11 protein-coding genes are annotated in these 16,034 nt (G+C 61.4%); 9 read left to right on the plus strand and 2 right to left on the minus strand.

Going from position 1 to position 16,034, the window contains the following annotated elements; all coding sequences use genetic code 11:
• Positions 1 to 43: 43 nt before the first annotated feature.
• Positions 44 to 907: a LysR family transcriptional regulator gene (locus tag KVQ82_RS13705; RefSeq protein WP_041072725.1), complete on the minus strand. Its 864-nt coding sequence runs from the start codon at positions 905 to 907 to the stop codon at positions 44 to 46.
• 267 nt (positions 908 to 1,174) lie between these two features.
• Entirely contained in the window at positions 1,175 to 2,893 is a 1,719-nt protein-coding gene (locus KVQ82_RS13710; RefSeq protein ID WP_222019154.1) for a hydrogenase maturation protein, read from the minus strand.
• A gap of 295 nt (positions 2,894 to 3,188) precedes the next feature.
• Here KVQ82_RS13710 and KVQ82_RS13715 point away from each other — a divergent pair, with 295 nt between their 5' ends.
• From KVQ82_RS13715 to KVQ82_RS13755, 9 genes are all read left to right on the plus strand, one after another.
• Entirely contained in the window at positions 3,189 to 3,698 is a 510-nt protein-coding gene (locus tag KVQ82_RS13715) for a sigma-70 family RNA polymerase sigma factor (protein ID WP_222019155.1), read from the plus strand.
• Positions 3,695 to 4,642, plus strand: coding sequence for a FecR domain-containing protein (locus tag KVQ82_RS13720; protein WP_222019156.1), 948 nt, complete (start codon positions 3,695 to 3,697; stop codon positions 4,640 to 4,642). The genes KVQ82_RS13715 and KVQ82_RS13720 overlap by 4 nt, the downstream gene beginning before the upstream one ends.
• A 210-nt stretch (positions 4,643 to 4,852) precedes the next feature.
• Positions 4,853 to 7,774, plus strand: coding sequence for a TonB-dependent receptor (locus tag KVQ82_RS13725; protein WP_222019157.1), 2,922 nt, complete (start codon positions 4,853 to 4,855; stop codon positions 7,772 to 7,774).
• 270 nt (positions 7,775 to 8,044) lie between these two features.
• Positions 8,045 to 8,521, plus strand: a complete 477-nt coding sequence (locus KVQ82_RS13730) for an MbcA/ParS/Xre antitoxin family protein (protein WP_222019158.1) — start codon at positions 8,045 to 8,047, stop codon at positions 8,519 to 8,521.
• Positions 8,518 to 9,021: an RES family NAD+ phosphorylase gene (locus tag KVQ82_RS13735; RefSeq protein WP_222019159.1), complete on the plus strand. Its 504-nt coding sequence runs from the start codon at positions 8,518 to 8,520 to the stop codon at positions 9,019 to 9,021. Before KVQ82_RS13730 ends, KVQ82_RS13735 begins: the two co-directional genes overlap by 4 nt.
• Before the next feature lie 116 nt (positions 9,022 to 9,137).
• Positions 9,138 to 11,780 carry a TonB-dependent receptor gene (locus KVQ82_RS13740; protein WP_222019160.1) on the plus strand — a complete coding sequence of 881 codons (2,643 nt, stop codon included), beginning with the start codon at positions 9,138 to 9,140 and terminating at the stop codon, positions 11,778 to 11,780.
• Between the two features lie 329 nt (positions 11,781 to 12,109).
• A complete protein-coding gene (locus KVQ82_RS13745; RefSeq protein WP_222019161.1) occupies positions 12,110 to 13,960 on the plus strand; it encodes an extracellular solute-binding protein in 1,851 nt (616 codons plus the stop codon).
• Positions 13,947 to 15,011: a microcin C ABC transporter permease YejB gene (locus KVQ82_RS13750; RefSeq protein ID WP_222019162.1), complete on the plus strand. Its 1,065-nt coding sequence runs from the start codon at positions 13,947 to 13,949 to the stop codon at positions 15,009 to 15,011. The genes KVQ82_RS13745 and KVQ82_RS13750 overlap by 14 nt, the downstream gene beginning before the upstream one ends.
• Entirely contained in the window at positions 15,011 to 16,033 is a 1,023-nt protein-coding gene (locus KVQ82_RS13755) for an ABC transporter permease (RefSeq protein ID WP_041072706.1), read from the plus strand. Before KVQ82_RS13750 ends, KVQ82_RS13755 begins: the two co-directional genes overlap by 1 nt.
• Position 16,034 lies beyond the last annotated feature (1 nt).

Genomic DNA, 16,034 nt, shown 5'->3' on the forward strand with positions numbered 1-16,034 from the left:
CCTTGAGGTCAGTTGTGCCATGCTCCGGTGCAAAGCGGCCGACTCAGCTCAACGGGTTCCAGCGCTGCGACCAGTCGTCATCGGTCTCGATCACCTGGCGCAACAGATCGAAGGCCTGTTGCAGGGTCGCCGAGTCTCGCTCGCGGGCGTACACCAGATAGGTTGGATAGCCGAATTCCGGGGCTTTGGTCACCGCTTCCAGCGCGCCGGTTTCCAGATAGCTGCGCACCACACGGGTGCGAAAGTAGCCGCTGCCGCCGTGTTCGAGGATGTATTGCAGGGCCAGCGGGCCGAGGTTGAAACTCAGCGCGGCTTTGGCCTTGTCTGGCAGGGCGGCGTCGTGCTGGCGACGGAAGTCCGGCCCCCAGTCGATGTAGACGTAAGGATCCGGGCGGTTTGGCGCACGCACCAGAATCAGTTTTTCTTCCAGTACCTGCTCGACTTGCAGGCCGGGCCAATATTCCGGCTGATAGACCAGCGCGGCATCGAGCACGCCGAGTTCGAGTTGGCGCAGGAGGTTTTCACCGTCGCGGATTTCCATGCGCAGGGCATGTCCGGGGATTTTTTCGCGCAGTTCGGCGGCCCAACTGAGCATCAACGGGTTGCACAGGCTGACTTCACCGCCGATGTGCAGCACGTTGTGATAGCCGTCCAGCAGCGGCAGGTCGCGCCGCGCGGCTTCCCAGGTCTGCACCAGTTGATTGGCGTAGACCACGAAGGCCTCGCCATTGGCCGTCAGTTTCGCCCCGGCGCGGTTGCGCACGAACAGCGTGCTGCCCAGCTGACTTTCGAGTTTCTGCACCCGGGCGGTGATCGCCGTTTGTGTGACGAACAACTTCTGCGCCGCCGCGGCGAGGCTGCCGTGGCGGACGATTTCCAGAAAGGTGCGGGCGAGGTCGATGTCCATGGGCGGGCCGGTGTCTGAGGTGCGGGCATTGTAAGTGCCGGCTCGCCACCGCGTCATCGTTCATTGCGCTGCGGTTTCCATGGATTTCGTGAGTGATGCAAACCCCTGCAGGAGTGAGCCTGCTCGCGGTGGCGGAATGTCTGCCAAACCAGTGCCGCCCGAGACACCGCCATCGCTGGCAAGCCAGCTCCCACAGGTACTGTGTCGGACGCAGAACCCGGTGGGAGTCTGGCTTGCCAGCGATGAGGCCGTAGTGGGCGCTGAAGCTCAACCCGCCAACTCAACCTTGCGCACCCGCGCCCAGTCTTCCACCAGCCGCGCCGGCGTGCCGCAGGCCTTGCGCTTGTAGACGAAGTGGCCGCACTTCTCGGCAAACTGGTTGCGGTTGTAGAGCATGTCTTCCTGCATTTCCTGCAGTTCGTTTTCTCGGCATTGCTCGATCAGCACCTGATCAACCCGCAATTTGCGCTCACGCACGGCGGCATAGGTCGGGTCGGTCAATGTCGCATTGGCCCGTTGCAGCAACCATAACGAAAACTCGTCCGGGCAGCGCGGACCGATCTCCTGGACCATGCCCAGTTGCAGCGCCTGCGTGGCGCTGATTGGCAGGCAGGCCTGGGTCAGTTGTTCGGCCACCGTCGGGCCGACGGCGCGGGGCAGGCTGTAGGTCCAGTATTCCGAGCCATACAGGCCCATGCTTTTGTAATGCGGATTGAGCACGATGTCGGCCCGGGCAAACACGATGTCGGCGGCCAGTGCGAGCATCACGCCGCCGGCTCCGGCATTGCCGGTCACGCCGCTGACCACCAGTTGCTGCGCGCTGAGCAGCTCGGCGCAGACATCGTCGATCGCCTGAATATTGGCCCAGGCCTCGGCGCCCGGATCCTGCGCGGCCTGGATCACGTTCAGGTGCACACCGTTGGAAAAACTGCCGCGCCCGCCCTTGATCAACAGCACGCGGGTGTCCCGCGATTTGGCCCAGCGCAGCGCCTCGACCATACGCTGACACTGTTCGGTACTCATCGCGCCGTTGTAGAACTCGAAGGTCAGCTCCCCGACATGCCCGGATTCACGGTAGCGGATCGGCTGATACGCCTCCTCATTGAACGGCTCGCGGGCGATTGACCAATCGAGCGTCGGCACGTCGGCCAATTGCCCGGCCAGCACATGCCGCGCCGGTTGCTTGAAGGTTTCTTCGCCGGGCAGTGGTTTGCGCCGCAACGAGCCGATCCACAGGCTGTGATCACCGGTGGCGACCAGCACCGCGTCATCATGCACCGCGAGGATCTTGCCGGGAATGCCGGTGCGCTGATCGAGGTGCGCGTCGTACACGTAATACTGCCCGCCGGCCAGACTCGCCAGTACACCGGGCTGGCCGTCAGCGGCGTCAATGCAGCGTTTGATGAATCGCGAGCAGTCGTGCCAGCTGAAGGTGCGGTCGTCCTGCTTCATGTTCGGTTGCAGGCGGCCGCGGACTTTGGGATCGCTGTAATCCAGTGCGACAGGGACAAAGCCGTCGATGAATTTGTCGACCACTTCGCGAATACAGCGAATCGCCGCATCGCTGACCCGACCGTTGTACAGCTCGGACTTGCGCAAGCCCGGCGGCAGATTGAATTCGCAGGTGGCCCAGACCGGGCCGGCGTCCATTTCCTCCACCGCTTGCAGGGCGGTCACGCCCCAACTTGTGAGTTCGTGGGTGATCGCCCAGTCCAGCGCGCTGGCGCCACGATCGCCGACGATGCCCGGATGAATGATCACCACCGGCCGCCGGAGATTGCTCCACAGCGCTTGCGGCACACGATCCTTGAGGAACGGGCAGATCACCAGATCGGCGCCGCTGTGTTCGATCTGTTCGCACACCGAAGCCTCGTCGGTGAACACCACAACGCTGGGTGAATGCCCGGCCTGGCGCAGTTCCAGCCAGGCGCGTTGAGTCAGGCCGTTGAAGGCCGAGGACAGCAGAATAATCTTCAGTGATCGCATGGTTTTCTTCCTTGAAAGGGCTGCCGTGGGCTCCTGATGAGCCGTCCCTGGCATTCGATGGAGCGCGCAGATTAGTCAGTGCTGCAGCGCTGGCAACTGATCCGGGTCAACGTTGTGTGAGTCAATATTTCCCCGGCGATGAGGTTCCTTATTCTCAAAGGTTTGACTGTCCTGATTTTTTATTACTTCAAATGTAAGCAGCGCTATTGCACAGTCGCGCCAGATCAGGAGTCGGACGATCCCGGCAGAACGATGGTTTTTCGCAGCGGGTGGGACCCGTTTCAGGGAGCAAGACATGGGTGATGTTCAAAACCCGCATGAGCGGATGATTGGGCAAATGTTCCAAAAGGACTATCGCTGGCTGTGCGCTGCCGTTGGCCGCACGCTGGGTTGCCCGCACAGTGCACAGGACATCGCCTCGGAAACTTTTCTGCGGGTATTGACCCTGCCGGACCCGACCGCGATCCGTGAACCCAGGGCGCTGTTGACCACCATCGCCCGACGGCTGATGTATGAAGGCTGGCGTCGCCAGGACCTGGAACGCGCCTATCTGGAAAGCCTGGCCCTGGCACCGGAACCGGTGCATCCATCGCCGGAGGAACGCGCGCTGGTGATCGAAGCGCTGTTGGCGGTCGATCGCCTGCTCAATGGCTTGTCGGCCAAGGCCAAAGCGGCGTTTCTCTACCATCAGCTCGACGGTTTGACCTACAGCGAAATCGGCGAACGGCTTGGGGTTTCCACCAGTCGGGTGCAGCAATACATGGTCGAGGCGTTCAAACGCTGCTATCAGGCGATGCAGGCATGAGGCCGGACGACGCGGTGATCGATGAGGCGGCGCAGTGGATGGCGCTGTTGCAGTCCGGTGAAGCCAGCGCTGGCGAGCGTGCGGCGTTCGACGCGTGGCGGGCAGCCGACCCGCGACATCAGCGGATCATCGAGCAAATGGGCGGTGGCCTGAACCTGCTGCGTCATCCGGACTTGCGCGGGCTGCCCCGCAACAGTCTGTTGCACAGCCTGAATGCGCCGTCGAGTCGTCGGCGTTTTCTCAGCGGTAGCCTGAGTGTGCTCGGGATTGCCGTGCTGGCCGGATTGCTCGGGCGCCGCTACGGCTGGCTGCCGGAGGCGGGGGAGTTAGCGACCGGCACCGGCGAGCGGCGCGACTTTACCCTGGAGGATGGCAGTGCACTGAGTCTGAATGCGCGGACGCGGGTGGTGGCGCAATTCGATGCGACTCAACGCTTGCTGGCGTTGCGTTCGGGTGAGTTGCTGGTGAACGTCGCCAAGGATCCCGCGCGGCCGTTCGTGGTCGAGACCGAACATGGGCGGATGCGGGCGCTGGGCACCAAATTTCTCGTGCAACAGGGCGACGATTTTACGCGGCTGGTGATGCTGCATTCGCAGGTCGAAGTGGTCACCGCCGGCGGTGCGCGGCAAGTGGTGGAGGCGGGGGAGAGTCTGCTGTTCAACGCTCAGGATATTCTGGCGCTGGAGCGCAGTAACGGACAGGAAAGTGCCTGGGTGCAGGGGCGCCTGGAAGTGCGCGACCGGCCGCTGAGCGAAGTGATCGACAGCCTGCGCCGCTATCGCCGGGGCATTCTGCACCTGAGTCCCGAAGTGGCCGATCTGCGCCTGAGCGGCCTCTATCCGCTGGACGATAGCGACCGCACCCTGCAACTGCTGGAGCGCTCGCTGCCGATCCGCGTCACCTGGCACAACCCCTACTGGGTCAGCATCCAGCCTCGCCCTTAAGCCCACTGCAAACCCTGCAGGAGCTGCCGCAGGCTGCGATCCTTTGATCTTGAAAAAACAAAATCAAAAGATCGCAGCCTTCGGCAGCTCCTACATGATGTGTGTGGAGTCCGGTTATAGGTTTATGACTTCTTGGCCTAATCGCCGCCCTATAAAAAGCGCCGGCCCGCTGCTCATTCCCTGCAGACGCCTTCAACAGGGAAGCCCTTGATGATTTCATTCAAACAACAATTACCTCGCCTGACCCTCGCCGCCGCATTGGCGATGGGGCTGGTGCCGATCGCGGTGTATGCGCAGGACTCTGCGGCCCAGGTCTACACCTTCGACATCGCCAGCGGCCCGCTGGATGAGGTCTTGCTGGATATCTCGCGCCAGACCGGCGTACCGATTTCCTTCAGTCAGAATCTGGTGGAGGGCAAACGCAGCAGTGCGGTGCGCGGTGCGTTGGGCGGGCGTCAGGCGGTCGAGAAAGCGTTGCTCGGCAGTGGCCTGCATGTCGAGCAGAGTGCCCAAGGCCTGAGCGTGCGCGAAGGCGCGGTGAGTACGCCGGTCGCGGCCAAAGCCAGCGCCGTGGCCCCGGCCACCAGCGCCGATTACCGCATGGAAAAAGTCACCGTCACCGGCTCGCGAATCGCTCGTGCACAGAGCGATGGCGCGACTCCGGTCAACGTCATCACCCACGAAGAGATGGAAGCGCGCGGCTACAAGAACGTCTATGACGCCTTGGCGACGCAGACGCAAAACACCGGCATGACCCAGGGCGAGGACTACGGCAACACCTGGCAGCCGGCGGCCAGCGCGATCAACCTGCGTGGCCTCGGCCCCAATCACACGCTGGTGCTGATCAACGGCCGGCGCGTCGCCGATTACCCGACGCCGTACGACGGCAAGGTCAACTTCACCAACCTGGCGAACATTCCTTCGGCAGTCATCGAACGCATCGAAATTCTCAGCAGCGGCGCTTCGGCGATCTACGGTTCGGACGCGATTGCCGGGGTGGTCAACATCATCCTCAAGAAGCAGATCAATGGCATCGACGTCAATCTCAAGGGCGGCACCAGCGAGCGTGGCGGTGGCGACAATCAGCGTCTGCAAATCAGCGGCGGTGGCAGTTGGGGTGACTTCGACGGCTTGTTCGGTCTCGAGTTGACCAACCGTGACCCGATATGGGCCGACGATCGCGGCTTCATGCAGAGCGGTCCGCTGGCGGACGTCGGTTACCGTCGCGACCTGAGCAATAACCGCTACCTCGGCCCCGGTTGCGGCGCCTATCAAGGCACCTTCGACAACAAGCTGTTGAACAACGGCGGACGCTGCCGCACCGATCAGATGTACAACGATTACTGGACGATCCAGACGCAAAAGGAAAATTATGACGGCTACACCCGTGGCACCTGGCATTTCAGCGACAGCGGTCAGGTGTTTGCCGATTTGATGTATGGCCTCGATCACATTCAGAACAACACCCGTGGCCCGACGTTTACTTCGCCGGACTTCATCAACCAGAACAGCGGCAATCTGGAGCGCTGGTATCGCCGTTATGGCGAAGAGGAAATTGGCGGGCGCACCAGCAACAACAGCAAGTGGACCGACACGTCGTGGACCGGCACTCTCGGCCTCTCGGACAAGATCGCCGACACCGGCTGGCGTTACGATCTGGCGGCCAACCGCTCGGAATATCGCAGCGTCAGAACCACGCGCTACACGCCGCTGTCCTCGATTCAGGATTTCTACCTCGGCCCGCAACTGGGCACGCGTGACGGTTACCCGGTGTTCGCCCCGGACGCCTCGCGTCTCGATCGTCCGCTGACGCCACAAGAGTGGGAGCAGTTTCGCAGCAACCTGACCCAGCGAAGCAAATCGGTTTCCACCAGCTACAACGCCTCGATCAATGGCGATCTGTTTGACCTGCCGGCCGGCCCGGTCGGATTTGCCGGGGTGCTGGAAGCGGGCAAGCAGGAATACCGCGTCGACCCGGACGACGGTCTGAATGACGGCACTTTCTATGGTGTGAGCCCGGCACAAAGCTCCGGTGGTTCGCGCAAGCGTTACGCCGCCGGTGGCGAGTTCAGCATTCCGGTCACCGACACTGTGCTGGCCACTGCCGCCGGACGTTGGGACCAGTACAAATTCAGCGGCCGCAGCGAGCAGCAGAAAACCTACAACCTCGGCCTGGAATGGCGCCCGATCACCAGTCTGTTGCTGCGTGGCAGTTACGGCACCAGTTTCCGCGCGCCGGATCTGAATTACATCTACCAGTCCGACAGCAACGGTTACTACCCGGCGCAGATCGACTACTACGGTTGCAGCCAGGGCGTGCAGGGCGCGTGTGATCGCGGGCGAGTCGATTACACCCAGAGCGGCACCCCGGACCTTGAGTCCGAGCGCGGCAAATCCTGGACCTACGGTTTTGTCTGGTCGCCGTCGCGCAATTTCGATTTCTCCACCGATTTCTGGCGTGTCGAGATCGATGACCTGCTGACCACCGTCGACGAAAACCGCCTGTTGCAGCAAGAGAATGAATGCCGCAACGGCACCCAGGACATCAACTCGGCCAACTGCCAGTCGACCCTGGCGCGCATCGACCGCAACCCGGGCAATGCCGCCATCGATCCGAATCAGTTGCAACGGGTGCGGGTCAACGCGATCAACGCCGCCAGCGAGCGGGTCAGTGGTCTGGACTTCAAGAGCAATATCCGCTGGGGCGCCGGCCAGTACGGCGCGTTCAGCTCGGCGCTGGGCTACACCTTGGTGCTGTCGCATTTCTACAAGGAGTCCGATGAGGCGCCGACTCAGGACTGGCGCACCTCACGCACCAACTACGACTGGCGCAGCAAGGTCAACGCCAGCCTGACCTGGGATTACCAAAAGGCCACGGCGACGCTGATGGGCATTCGTTACGGCTCGGTGACCAATGGCGCGGGCGACGGGCGTTTGTCGCCATGGACGGTGTTCAACGCCAGCGCCCGCTACAAACTCAACGACCGCGCCAGTGTCGGCCTGACCGTGAACAATGTGCTCAACCAGATCAAGCACGACGACTCCGCCGGCTGGCCGTATTACCCGACCGGCAACTACGACCCGTACGGGCGGCAGTGGTGGCTGGATGTGAGTTATCACTTCGGCAGTTGAGCACGTGGAATATGTGAGTAACGTCCTACGGAAACGGGGAAGTTTTTTTGCAGAAACGGGGATATTTCCGACGACAATCTCAGGTTGGTCGTCGGAAGCGTGATCTATAGCATCGGATATGACATTGAAGTCGTAAACGGCTTGGACGCTCAGGCCTCTGATAACGGATGGATTATGCGAACTCCCCACCTCGAATACGAAACGCCTGCTTATTCCCATCGCCTTCACTGGCGCACCGATCGTGCCAGATGCCCCATGGAGGATGTCGCGATGCCCAGCGTCAAGGTACCCCGGCTGACGGGGGTAAAGAGGGCCGAGGGCAGACCTGTCGACGTGCTCGTGAATGGCCGGAACATAGGTGACGATGCCTTTCTGATCGTCGACCTGACCGACGAAGGTTTTGAGTTGAACGATGTCGTCAACATGCTTTCAACCTCTGAGCTTTATCTGCAAGGCGACATGGTCAAACGCATCACCGGCAAGTCGGTCAGCACCGTCCGGCGGTTACTGAAGGAAGGTAAGACGGTACGGCTTGACCCGCAGCAGAGCGTCGTCGCCTACCAATATGCGTTGGTGCTGGAAAAGGCCACTCGCGCCTTCGGGAGGCAGTCACGGGCCGAGGAGTGGCTGCGCAAGCCCAGCACCTACCTGAACGGTCGCGTCCCCGCTGAGTTTATTCGGCATCCACTGGGATTTCAGATGGTGGAGCAGTATCTGGGGCAGCTGATATACGGGGTTTACACATGAATCCCTTGCCCTGGGACGAGCACTGGTATGCCTGGCGGCTGGATCCCGAGGTCTATGGCGGGACTTGGGACAGCGGGATGGGTTCAAATCTCAATGGTGGCCGATGGAACATACCCGGGCGGCGAGTCGTTTATGCATCAGTCGATCCGTCCTCGGCGATTCTGGAGGTGGCAGCCCATCACAGCTTTGATGCGCTGGACAGTGAACCTTATGTACTCACGTGTTTTGAAGTCGTCAGCGAAGCAAAAGTGAAAATCGTGCAGCCGGAGGATGTGCCGAATCCTTATTGGTTGAGCCCCGCCAAGCCTTCCCCCAATCAACAACAGTTTGCCGATGCGTTATTGGCAGAACATCCGTTTGTACTGATCCCCTCGGCGGCAACCCGCCATTCGTGGAATTTGCTGGTGAGCTGCGAATTGGCGGAGGGGCAGTTCAGGATGGTTTCTCAGGAGCGGTTTGGGCTGGATACAAGGTTGCTGAGGGAGATGGAGCTGGCTTGATCCACACGTGCCATTTTTTGCATAACCTCATCACCCAACGGTCTAAATCGGGCTCTATAAAACCGTTCAGTCCATTGCACATCCCTGCATAAACCAAAACGCAGGGATGGCTGTTCATGATCCATTTTTCACCCGTTAGATCCCGTTTGAGCCTGGCCTTGCTGCTGGCGATCAATACCTTGCCGGCTGTCGCTGCCGACGAACCCACGACCCAGTTGCAACGGGTGGAAGTCACCGGCACGGCGATTCGCCGGGTCGATGCGGAAACTGCAGTACCGGTCACCATTCTGCGAGTTGAAGAACTGCGCGAGCAGGGGGTGAGCACCACCGAAGAACTGGTGAGCCGGATTTCTGCCAACCAGTCTTCGGTCGGCTCCGGTCGTTCGGTGGGTTCGAGCAGCGGCGGGGCGTCGTATGCCGATTTGCGTGGCATCGGCCCGAACAAGACGCTGGTGCTGCTCAATGGCCGGCGCCTGAGCAACAACGCGACCAACGCGATCAATGGGTCCGGGGTTGACCTGAACACCATTCCGTTCGCCGCCATTGATCGCGTCGAAGTGCTACGTGACGGCGCTTCGGCGTTGTACGGCACTGATGCGATCGGAGGGGTGATCAACTTCATCACCAAGACCAGCCTCACCGAAGGCCAGCTCAGCACCAACTACGACACGCCGACTCATGCCGGCGGTGGTGAAAGTCGTAACTTCAGTGGCAGCTGGGGCTTTGGCGATTTGCAGAATGACCGCTTCAACGTGTTCGGTGTGGTTAGTTACGACAAGCAGCAACGCCTGGCTGCCGAGGACCGAGGCTACACCTACAACTATCAGCCCGGACGCGGTCTCGATTACACCTCCGGCACCGCTTCGCCGGCCAACTGGAGTCAGGGCAGCAACGCCACCAACCCGCTGGCCAGTTCTGGCTGCAACGCCCCGGGCCTGCTGGCGCGCAATGGCATCTGCCGCCAGAGCCTGTGGAACTACCTCGATCTGGTGCCGGAAACTGAGAAGACCTCGGCTTTCGCCAAAGCTACCGGCAAGCTCGCGGATGATCACAACGTCAGCCTCGAATACTTCTGGGCACGCAACGAAAACCGTACGCAGATCGGCCCTGGCACCTTGATGGGCAATCAGGTCAATCCCGGCACGACGTTCTATCCCGGTAACGGCATTACCCCCGGCCCCAGCGGTTTCGCCCTCGACCCGACGCAACCGGTGGATGTGAACTGGCGCGAAACCGCCGTAGGCGCGCGTCAGCATGAAGACGACAACACCGGCCAGCGTTTGCTGTTGAGCTTCGATGGCCGCGTGGTTGGGTGGGACTACAACGTCGGCGCGTCGTACAACCAGAACAAAGTGGTGAATGCCATTGAGGCCGGGTACGTCAACGACCGCGCCGTCAGTGCCGGTATCGCCAATGGCATCATCAATCCGTTTGGCGCGCAGACCGCTGCCGGGCAGGCGTTGCTGGCGGCCAGCACGGTGGACGGCGATTACTCGACGGCGGTCGGTCGAGTGAAGGCGATTGATGGACGTGTCAGCCGCGAGATCGGTGACTGGTTCGGTGCCGGCCCTTCGGCGCTGGCGCTGGGTGGCGAATACCGCAAGGAAGATTTTCATCAGGACTTCGCCCAGTTCGCCGCCGATGTGCAGAGCCTGGGTGTCGACCCCAATGCCAGCGTCGCCGGGGATCGCAGCGTCTCGGCGCAGTACGCCGAGGTCAACGTGCCGGTACTCGACAGCCTGGAATTGTCCGCCGCCGTGCGCCACGACAAGTACAGTGACTTCGGCAGCACCACCAACCCGAAATACTCGTTCCGCTTCCAGCCGTTCAAGGAGCTGGTGGTGCGTGGCGCCTACAGCGAGGGCTTCCGCGCGCCGTCGCTGTACGAGTTGTACAACCCGAACTTCACCACGTTCACCGTCGCCAACTACAACGACCCACGGCTGTGCGCTGGCGGTAATCCGAGCAACGGCGGCATCGCCAACCGCGACTGCGCCCAGCAGTTTTACAGCCGCACCGGTGGCAATACTGACCTGAGCCCGGAAACCGCGCGCAATGTCACCCTCGGTTTCGTCTATCAGCCGTTCGAGCGCCTGAGCACCGGGCTGGACTTCTGGTGGATCAACATCGCCAACCAGATCGCCGAATTCCCCGAGTCAGCGGTATTCGAAAACCCGGAGCTGTACCCGGACCGCCTGGTGCGCAAGCCTGACGGCTCCATCGATCACATCGTCACGGGGCTGGCCAACCTCGGCAAGATCAAGACCAATGGCGTCGACGTCAGCTTCGACTACCGTTTGCCGAGCACCCCGTACGGCAACTTCGGTATCGGCCTGCAAGGCACCTATGTCAGCCGCTACGAGTACCAGCAGCAGCTCAAGGGCGACTACATCGACAAGCTTGGCGATTTTCGTGGCGGCGACTTTTCCTCGGCCGGCGCTGTGGCTCGTTGGCGCCACAGCCTGACCGGCAGCTGGAACTACGGCCCTTATGGCGTCGCCCTGACCAACCGCTACACCAGCGGTTACCACGATTCCGACCGTGAGACCCACGATTACGTCGGCTCGTACAACGTCTGGGACCTGGCCGGCACCTACACCTGGCGCAAAACCCTGAGTGTGACCCTCGGTGCGAAGAACCTGTTCGACCGCGAGCCACCGTTCAGCAACCAGACCTACACCTTCCAGAGCGGCTACGACCCGAAATACGGCGACCCGTTCGGGCGGACGTTGTATACGCGGGTCAATTACAAGTTCTGACCCGCTCTGTATAGGAGCTGCCGCAGGCTGCGATCTGTTGATCTTCAAAAGTCAAAAGATCGTCCGATCGCGGCCCGAGCCTGCGGCAGCTTCTACAGGGAGCGGATTTCATGGAGGGGGCAGGTTTTAGTCACTTATTGATCTAAACCTGCCCTATAAAAATTGCCGGCCTGTTGCACATCACAGGTAGGCAGAAGGTTTGGTGATTGTTAGGGCGTCATCGCTGGCAAGCCAGCTCCCACAGTGACTTGTGAACACCGCAAAACGTGTGGGCGCTGGCTTGCCAGCGATGAGGCCATAAACAGCACCGTGCAAAAAAGGATCTGCCAATGCTCTCCAGGCTCATTCTGTTCAGCGCTTTTGCGCTCTCAAGCCCATTCAATTGGGCCGCTCCACAACCCGCGTTGACGGTCTACGGCGAAGCCCCCAAATACGCCCCGGACTTCCAGCACCTGGCTTACACCAATCCTGACGCTCCCAAGGGCGGGTCACTGCGCCGCTCCTCGCTGGAAAGCGGCCCGTTCGATCACCTGATTCCGTACATCGACAAAGGCACTGGCGTCGCTGACATTGACGGCTGGCTCTACGCGCCCCTGGCCTATCGCAGCAAGGACGAACCCTACAGCGTCTACGGCCTGGTGGCGCAGCAGATGGAGCTGGATGCGGATCGCCGCTGGTTGCGCTTTTACCTCAACCCCAAGGCCCGGTTCGACGACGGCACGCCAATCACTGCCGAAGACGTGCGCTACACCTTCGAGCTGTTCACCACTCAGGGCAGCCTCAAATACCGCCAACAGTTTCGTGACGTCGCCGACGTCGTGGTGGAGTCGCCGACGCAAGTGCGCTTCAACTTCAAGAACAACGACAGCCGCACCTTGCCACTGGATCTGGCGACACTGCCGGTGCTGCCCGAACACTGGTGGCGCACGCGTGACTTCGCCGAGGGCGCCGGTTTCGAGATCCCGCCGGGCAGCGGCCCGTACCGCCTCAGCGCGGTGGATGCCGGGCGCAGCGTGAAATTTCAGCGCGTTGCCGACTGGTGGGCCAAGGACCTGCCGATCACGCGCGGCCTGTATAACTTCGATCACTTGAGTGTGGAGTTCTTCGCCGACACCGATGTTTCTCGGCAAGTGCTCAAGGCTGGCGGCTTCGACTACAACCGCGAATTTTCCGCAACCAGTTACACCATCGGCTATGCCGGGGCGGCGCTGGAGCAGGGCAAACTGCTCCGCGAACATCTGGCGCCAGGTGCCGCGCAAGGTTCGCAGGGTTTCGTGTTCAACTTGCAAAAGCCGCTGTTTCAGGATCGCCGGGTGCGGCAGGCGATCGCCATGCTCTGGGATTTCGAATGGAGCAACCGGCAAATGATGCGCAGCATGTACTTGCGTCAGCGCAGTTACTTCTCGCACAGCGCATTGGCGGCCACCGAGTTGCCGGACGCCGAAGAACTGAAAATCCTCGAACCGTGGCGCGGCAAGATCCCCGACGAGGTGTTCACGCAAGTCTTCGAAGCGCCGAAAACCGACGGCAGCGGCAACATTCGCGCCGAGCAGTTACAGGCCCTGAAACTGCTCGAAGCCGCCGGCTGGAAACCCCGTGGCGATCAGTTGGTGAATGCCAAAGGCGAGCCGCTGCAGTTCACCTTTCTCAACGGTCAGAAGGGTTTTGAACGGCTGCTGCTGCCGTTCAAGCGCAACCTGGCGCAGATCGGTGTCGGCTTCGATATTCGCCAGGTCGACACCGCGCAATACACCAATCGCGTGCGCAATCGCGACTACGACATGATCGTCGTGGGTTACCCGGTGAGTCAGGCGCCGGGGCGAGAGATGTTCAATTACTTCGGCTCCGACGGCGCCGACGATCCCGGCTCGAATAACTACATGGTGCTGCGTGATCCGGCGGTCGATGCCTTGCTCGAAGGGCTGGTGCAGGCCGACAACCGCGAAAGCCTGCTGCGCCATACCCACGCTCTGGATCGGGTGTTGCAGTGGGGTTACTACTGGATTCCCAATTACTACCCGCCGGGAATTTCCACGGTGTGGTGGAACCGTTTTGGCCGCCCGGCGACAGCGCCGCTGTATGACGCCGGGCTCGATACCTGGTGGGAAATCAGCCCGACCGCGCTGACCGCCACGCAGATGCAGCAACAGCAAAAGGAGTACGCCCATGTGGGGTTATAGCCTGCGGCGTCTGCTGCTGATCGTGCCGACCTTGCTCGCCATTCTGCTGGTCAATTTCGTGATCGTGCAGGCCGCGCCGGGTGGCCCGGTGGAACAAGCCATCGCGCGCTTGCAGGGCATCGGAGTCGGCGCAGCGGTGGGCGGCGGTCATGTCGAAACCATTGGCGGCGAATCCCGCGCGACCCGAGGCCTGGACCCGAAACTGGTGGCCGACATCGAGCGTCAGTACGGCTTCGATAAACCGGCCGGTGAGCGCCTGTGGCTGATGCTCAAAAGCTACGCGCACCTGGATTTCGGTCAGAGCTTTTTCCGTGGTGCCAGCGTCACCGAACTGTTCTGGCAGAAGCTGCCAGTGACCTTGTCGCTGGGCTTGTGGGCGACGTTGATCACCTATCTGGTGTCGATTCCGCTGGGCATCCGCAAAGCGGTGCACAACGGTTCGGCGTTCGATGTCTGGAGCAGCGTGGCGATCATCATCGGCTACGCAATGCCGGGCTTTCTGTTCGCGCTGCTGCTGATCATCGTGTTTGCCGGTGGCAGCGCGCTGGACTGGTTTCCGGTGCGCGGACTGGTCTCGGACAACTTCGCCGAGTTGTCGCCGTGGGGCAAGGTTGCCGATTACTTCTGGCATCTGGTGCTGCCGGTCACCGCGCTGGTGATCGGCGGATTCGCCACGCTGACCATCCTCACCAAAAACAGCTTTCTCAACGAAATCTCGCGCCTGTACGTGGTGACGGCTCGGGCCAAGGGCCTGAGCCAGCGTCAGGTGTTATACGGCCACGTGTTCCGCAACGCGATGTTGCTGGTGGTCGCGGGGCTGCCCCAAGCGCTGGTAACGGTATTTTTCGGCGGCTCGTTGCTGATCGAAGTGATCTTCTCCCTCGATGGCCTCGGCCGTCTCAGTTACGAGGCGGCGGTGTCGCGTGACTACCCGGTGGTGTTCGGTTCGTTGTTCATCTTTACCCTGTTCGGCCTGCTGATAAAACTGCTCGGCGACCTGTGCTACACGCTGGTCGACCCGCGCATCGACTTCACCGCGAGGACTGCCTGATGCTGACCTTATCTCCCATCGGACAGCGGCGCTGGGCGCGGTTCAAGGCGCATCGGCGTGGCTGGTGGTCGTTGTGGCTGTTTTTGCTGTTGTTCGGTCTGAGCCTGGGCGGCGAGCTGATCGCCAACGATAAACCGCTGCTGGTCGAGTATCAGGGCCAATGGTATTTCCCGGCGTTCAAGCGCTACACCGAGCAGGATTTTGCCGGCGAACTGCCGTTCCAGCCGGACTATCGCAGCGCGCAGGTGCGGCAACTGATCGAAGAGCAGGGCGGACGGATGTGGTTTGCGCCGATCCCGTTCGGTTTCGATACGGTGAATTACGACCTGAGCGAGCCGGCACCGAGCCCGCCGAGCGCCGAGAACTGGCTGGGCACCGACGATCAGGCGCGGGATGTGCTCGCGCGAGTGATCTTCGGCACGCGGGTGTCGTTGCTGTTTGCCTTGGCGCTGACCGCTGCCAGTGCGCTGATCGGCATCGCTGCCGGCGCCTTGCAAGGCTATTACGGCGGTTGGGTCGATCTGCTTGGGCAGCGGTTGCTGGAGGTATGGTCGGGGCTGCCGGTGTTGTACCTGTTGATCATTCTGTCCGGATTTGTCGAGCCGAATTTCTGGTGGCTGCTGGGAATCATGGCGCTGTTTTCCTGGCTGAGTCTGGTGGATGTGGTGCGCGCCGAGTTTCTGCGCAGCCGCGGTCTGGAATACGTGAAAGCCGCGCGGGCGTTGGGCGTTGGCGATGTGCAGGTGATCTGTCGGCACATCCTGCCCAATGCGATGAGCGCGACCCTGACGTATCTGCCGTTCATTCTCACCGGAGCGATTGCCACGCTGTCGGCACTGGATTTTCTCGGTTTCGGCATGCCCGCCGGCAGCGCTTCGCTGGGCGAATTGATCGGTCAGGGCAAGAGCAATCTGCAAGCGCCGTGGTTGGGGCTGACGGCGTTTTTTGCCCTGGCGCTGATTCTTTCTCTGTTGGTGTTCATCGGTGAGGCTTGCCGAGATGCTTATGATCCAAGGACTTGAG

Origin of the sequence: Pseudomonas sp. AO-1, assembly GCF_019775695.1 — a bacterium.
In the GTDB taxonomy this organism is placed as follows: Bacteria; Pseudomonadota; Gammaproteobacteria; order Pseudomonadales; family Pseudomonadaceae; genus Aquipseudomonas; species Aquipseudomonas parakoreensis.

Coding starts and splice junctions, on each gene's coding strand:
- KVQ82_RS13705 (WP_041072725.1), bottom strand. CDS start 907: ATGGACATCGACCTCGCCCGCACCTTTCTGGAAATCGTCCGCCACGGC.
- KVQ82_RS13710 (WP_222019154.1), bottom strand. CDS start 2,893: ATGCGATCACTGAAGATTATTCTGCTGTCCTCGGCCTTCAACGGCCTG.
- KVQ82_RS13715 (WP_222019155.1), top strand. CDS start 3,189: ATGGGTGATGTTCAAAACCCGCATGAGCGGATGATTGGGCAAATGTTC.
- KVQ82_RS13720 (WP_222019156.1), top strand. CDS start 3,695: ATGAGGCCGGACGACGCGGTGATCGATGAGGCGGCGCAGTGGATGGCG.
- KVQ82_RS13725 (WP_222019157.1), top strand. CDS start 4,853: ATGATTTCATTCAAACAACAATTACCTCGCCTGACCCTCGCCGCCGCA.
- KVQ82_RS13730 (WP_222019158.1), top strand. CDS start 8,045: ATGCCCAGCGTCAAGGTACCCCGGCTGACGGGGGTAAAGAGGGCCGAG.
- KVQ82_RS13735 (WP_222019159.1), top strand. CDS start 8,518: ATGAATCCCTTGCCCTGGGACGAGCACTGGTATGCCTGGCGGCTGGAT.
- KVQ82_RS13740 (WP_222019160.1), top strand. CDS start 9,138: ATGATCCATTTTTCACCCGTTAGATCCCGTTTGAGCCTGGCCTTGCTG.
- KVQ82_RS13745 (WP_222019161.1), top strand. CDS start 12,110: ATGCTCTCCAGGCTCATTCTGTTCAGCGCTTTTGCGCTCTCAAGCCCA.
- KVQ82_RS13750 (WP_222019162.1), top strand. CDS start 13,947: ATGTGGGGTTATAGCCTGCGGCGTCTGCTGCTGATCGTGCCGACCTTG.
- KVQ82_RS13755 (WP_041072706.1), top strand. CDS start 15,011: ATGCTGACCTTATCTCCCATCGGACAGCGGCGCTGGGCGCGGTTCAAG.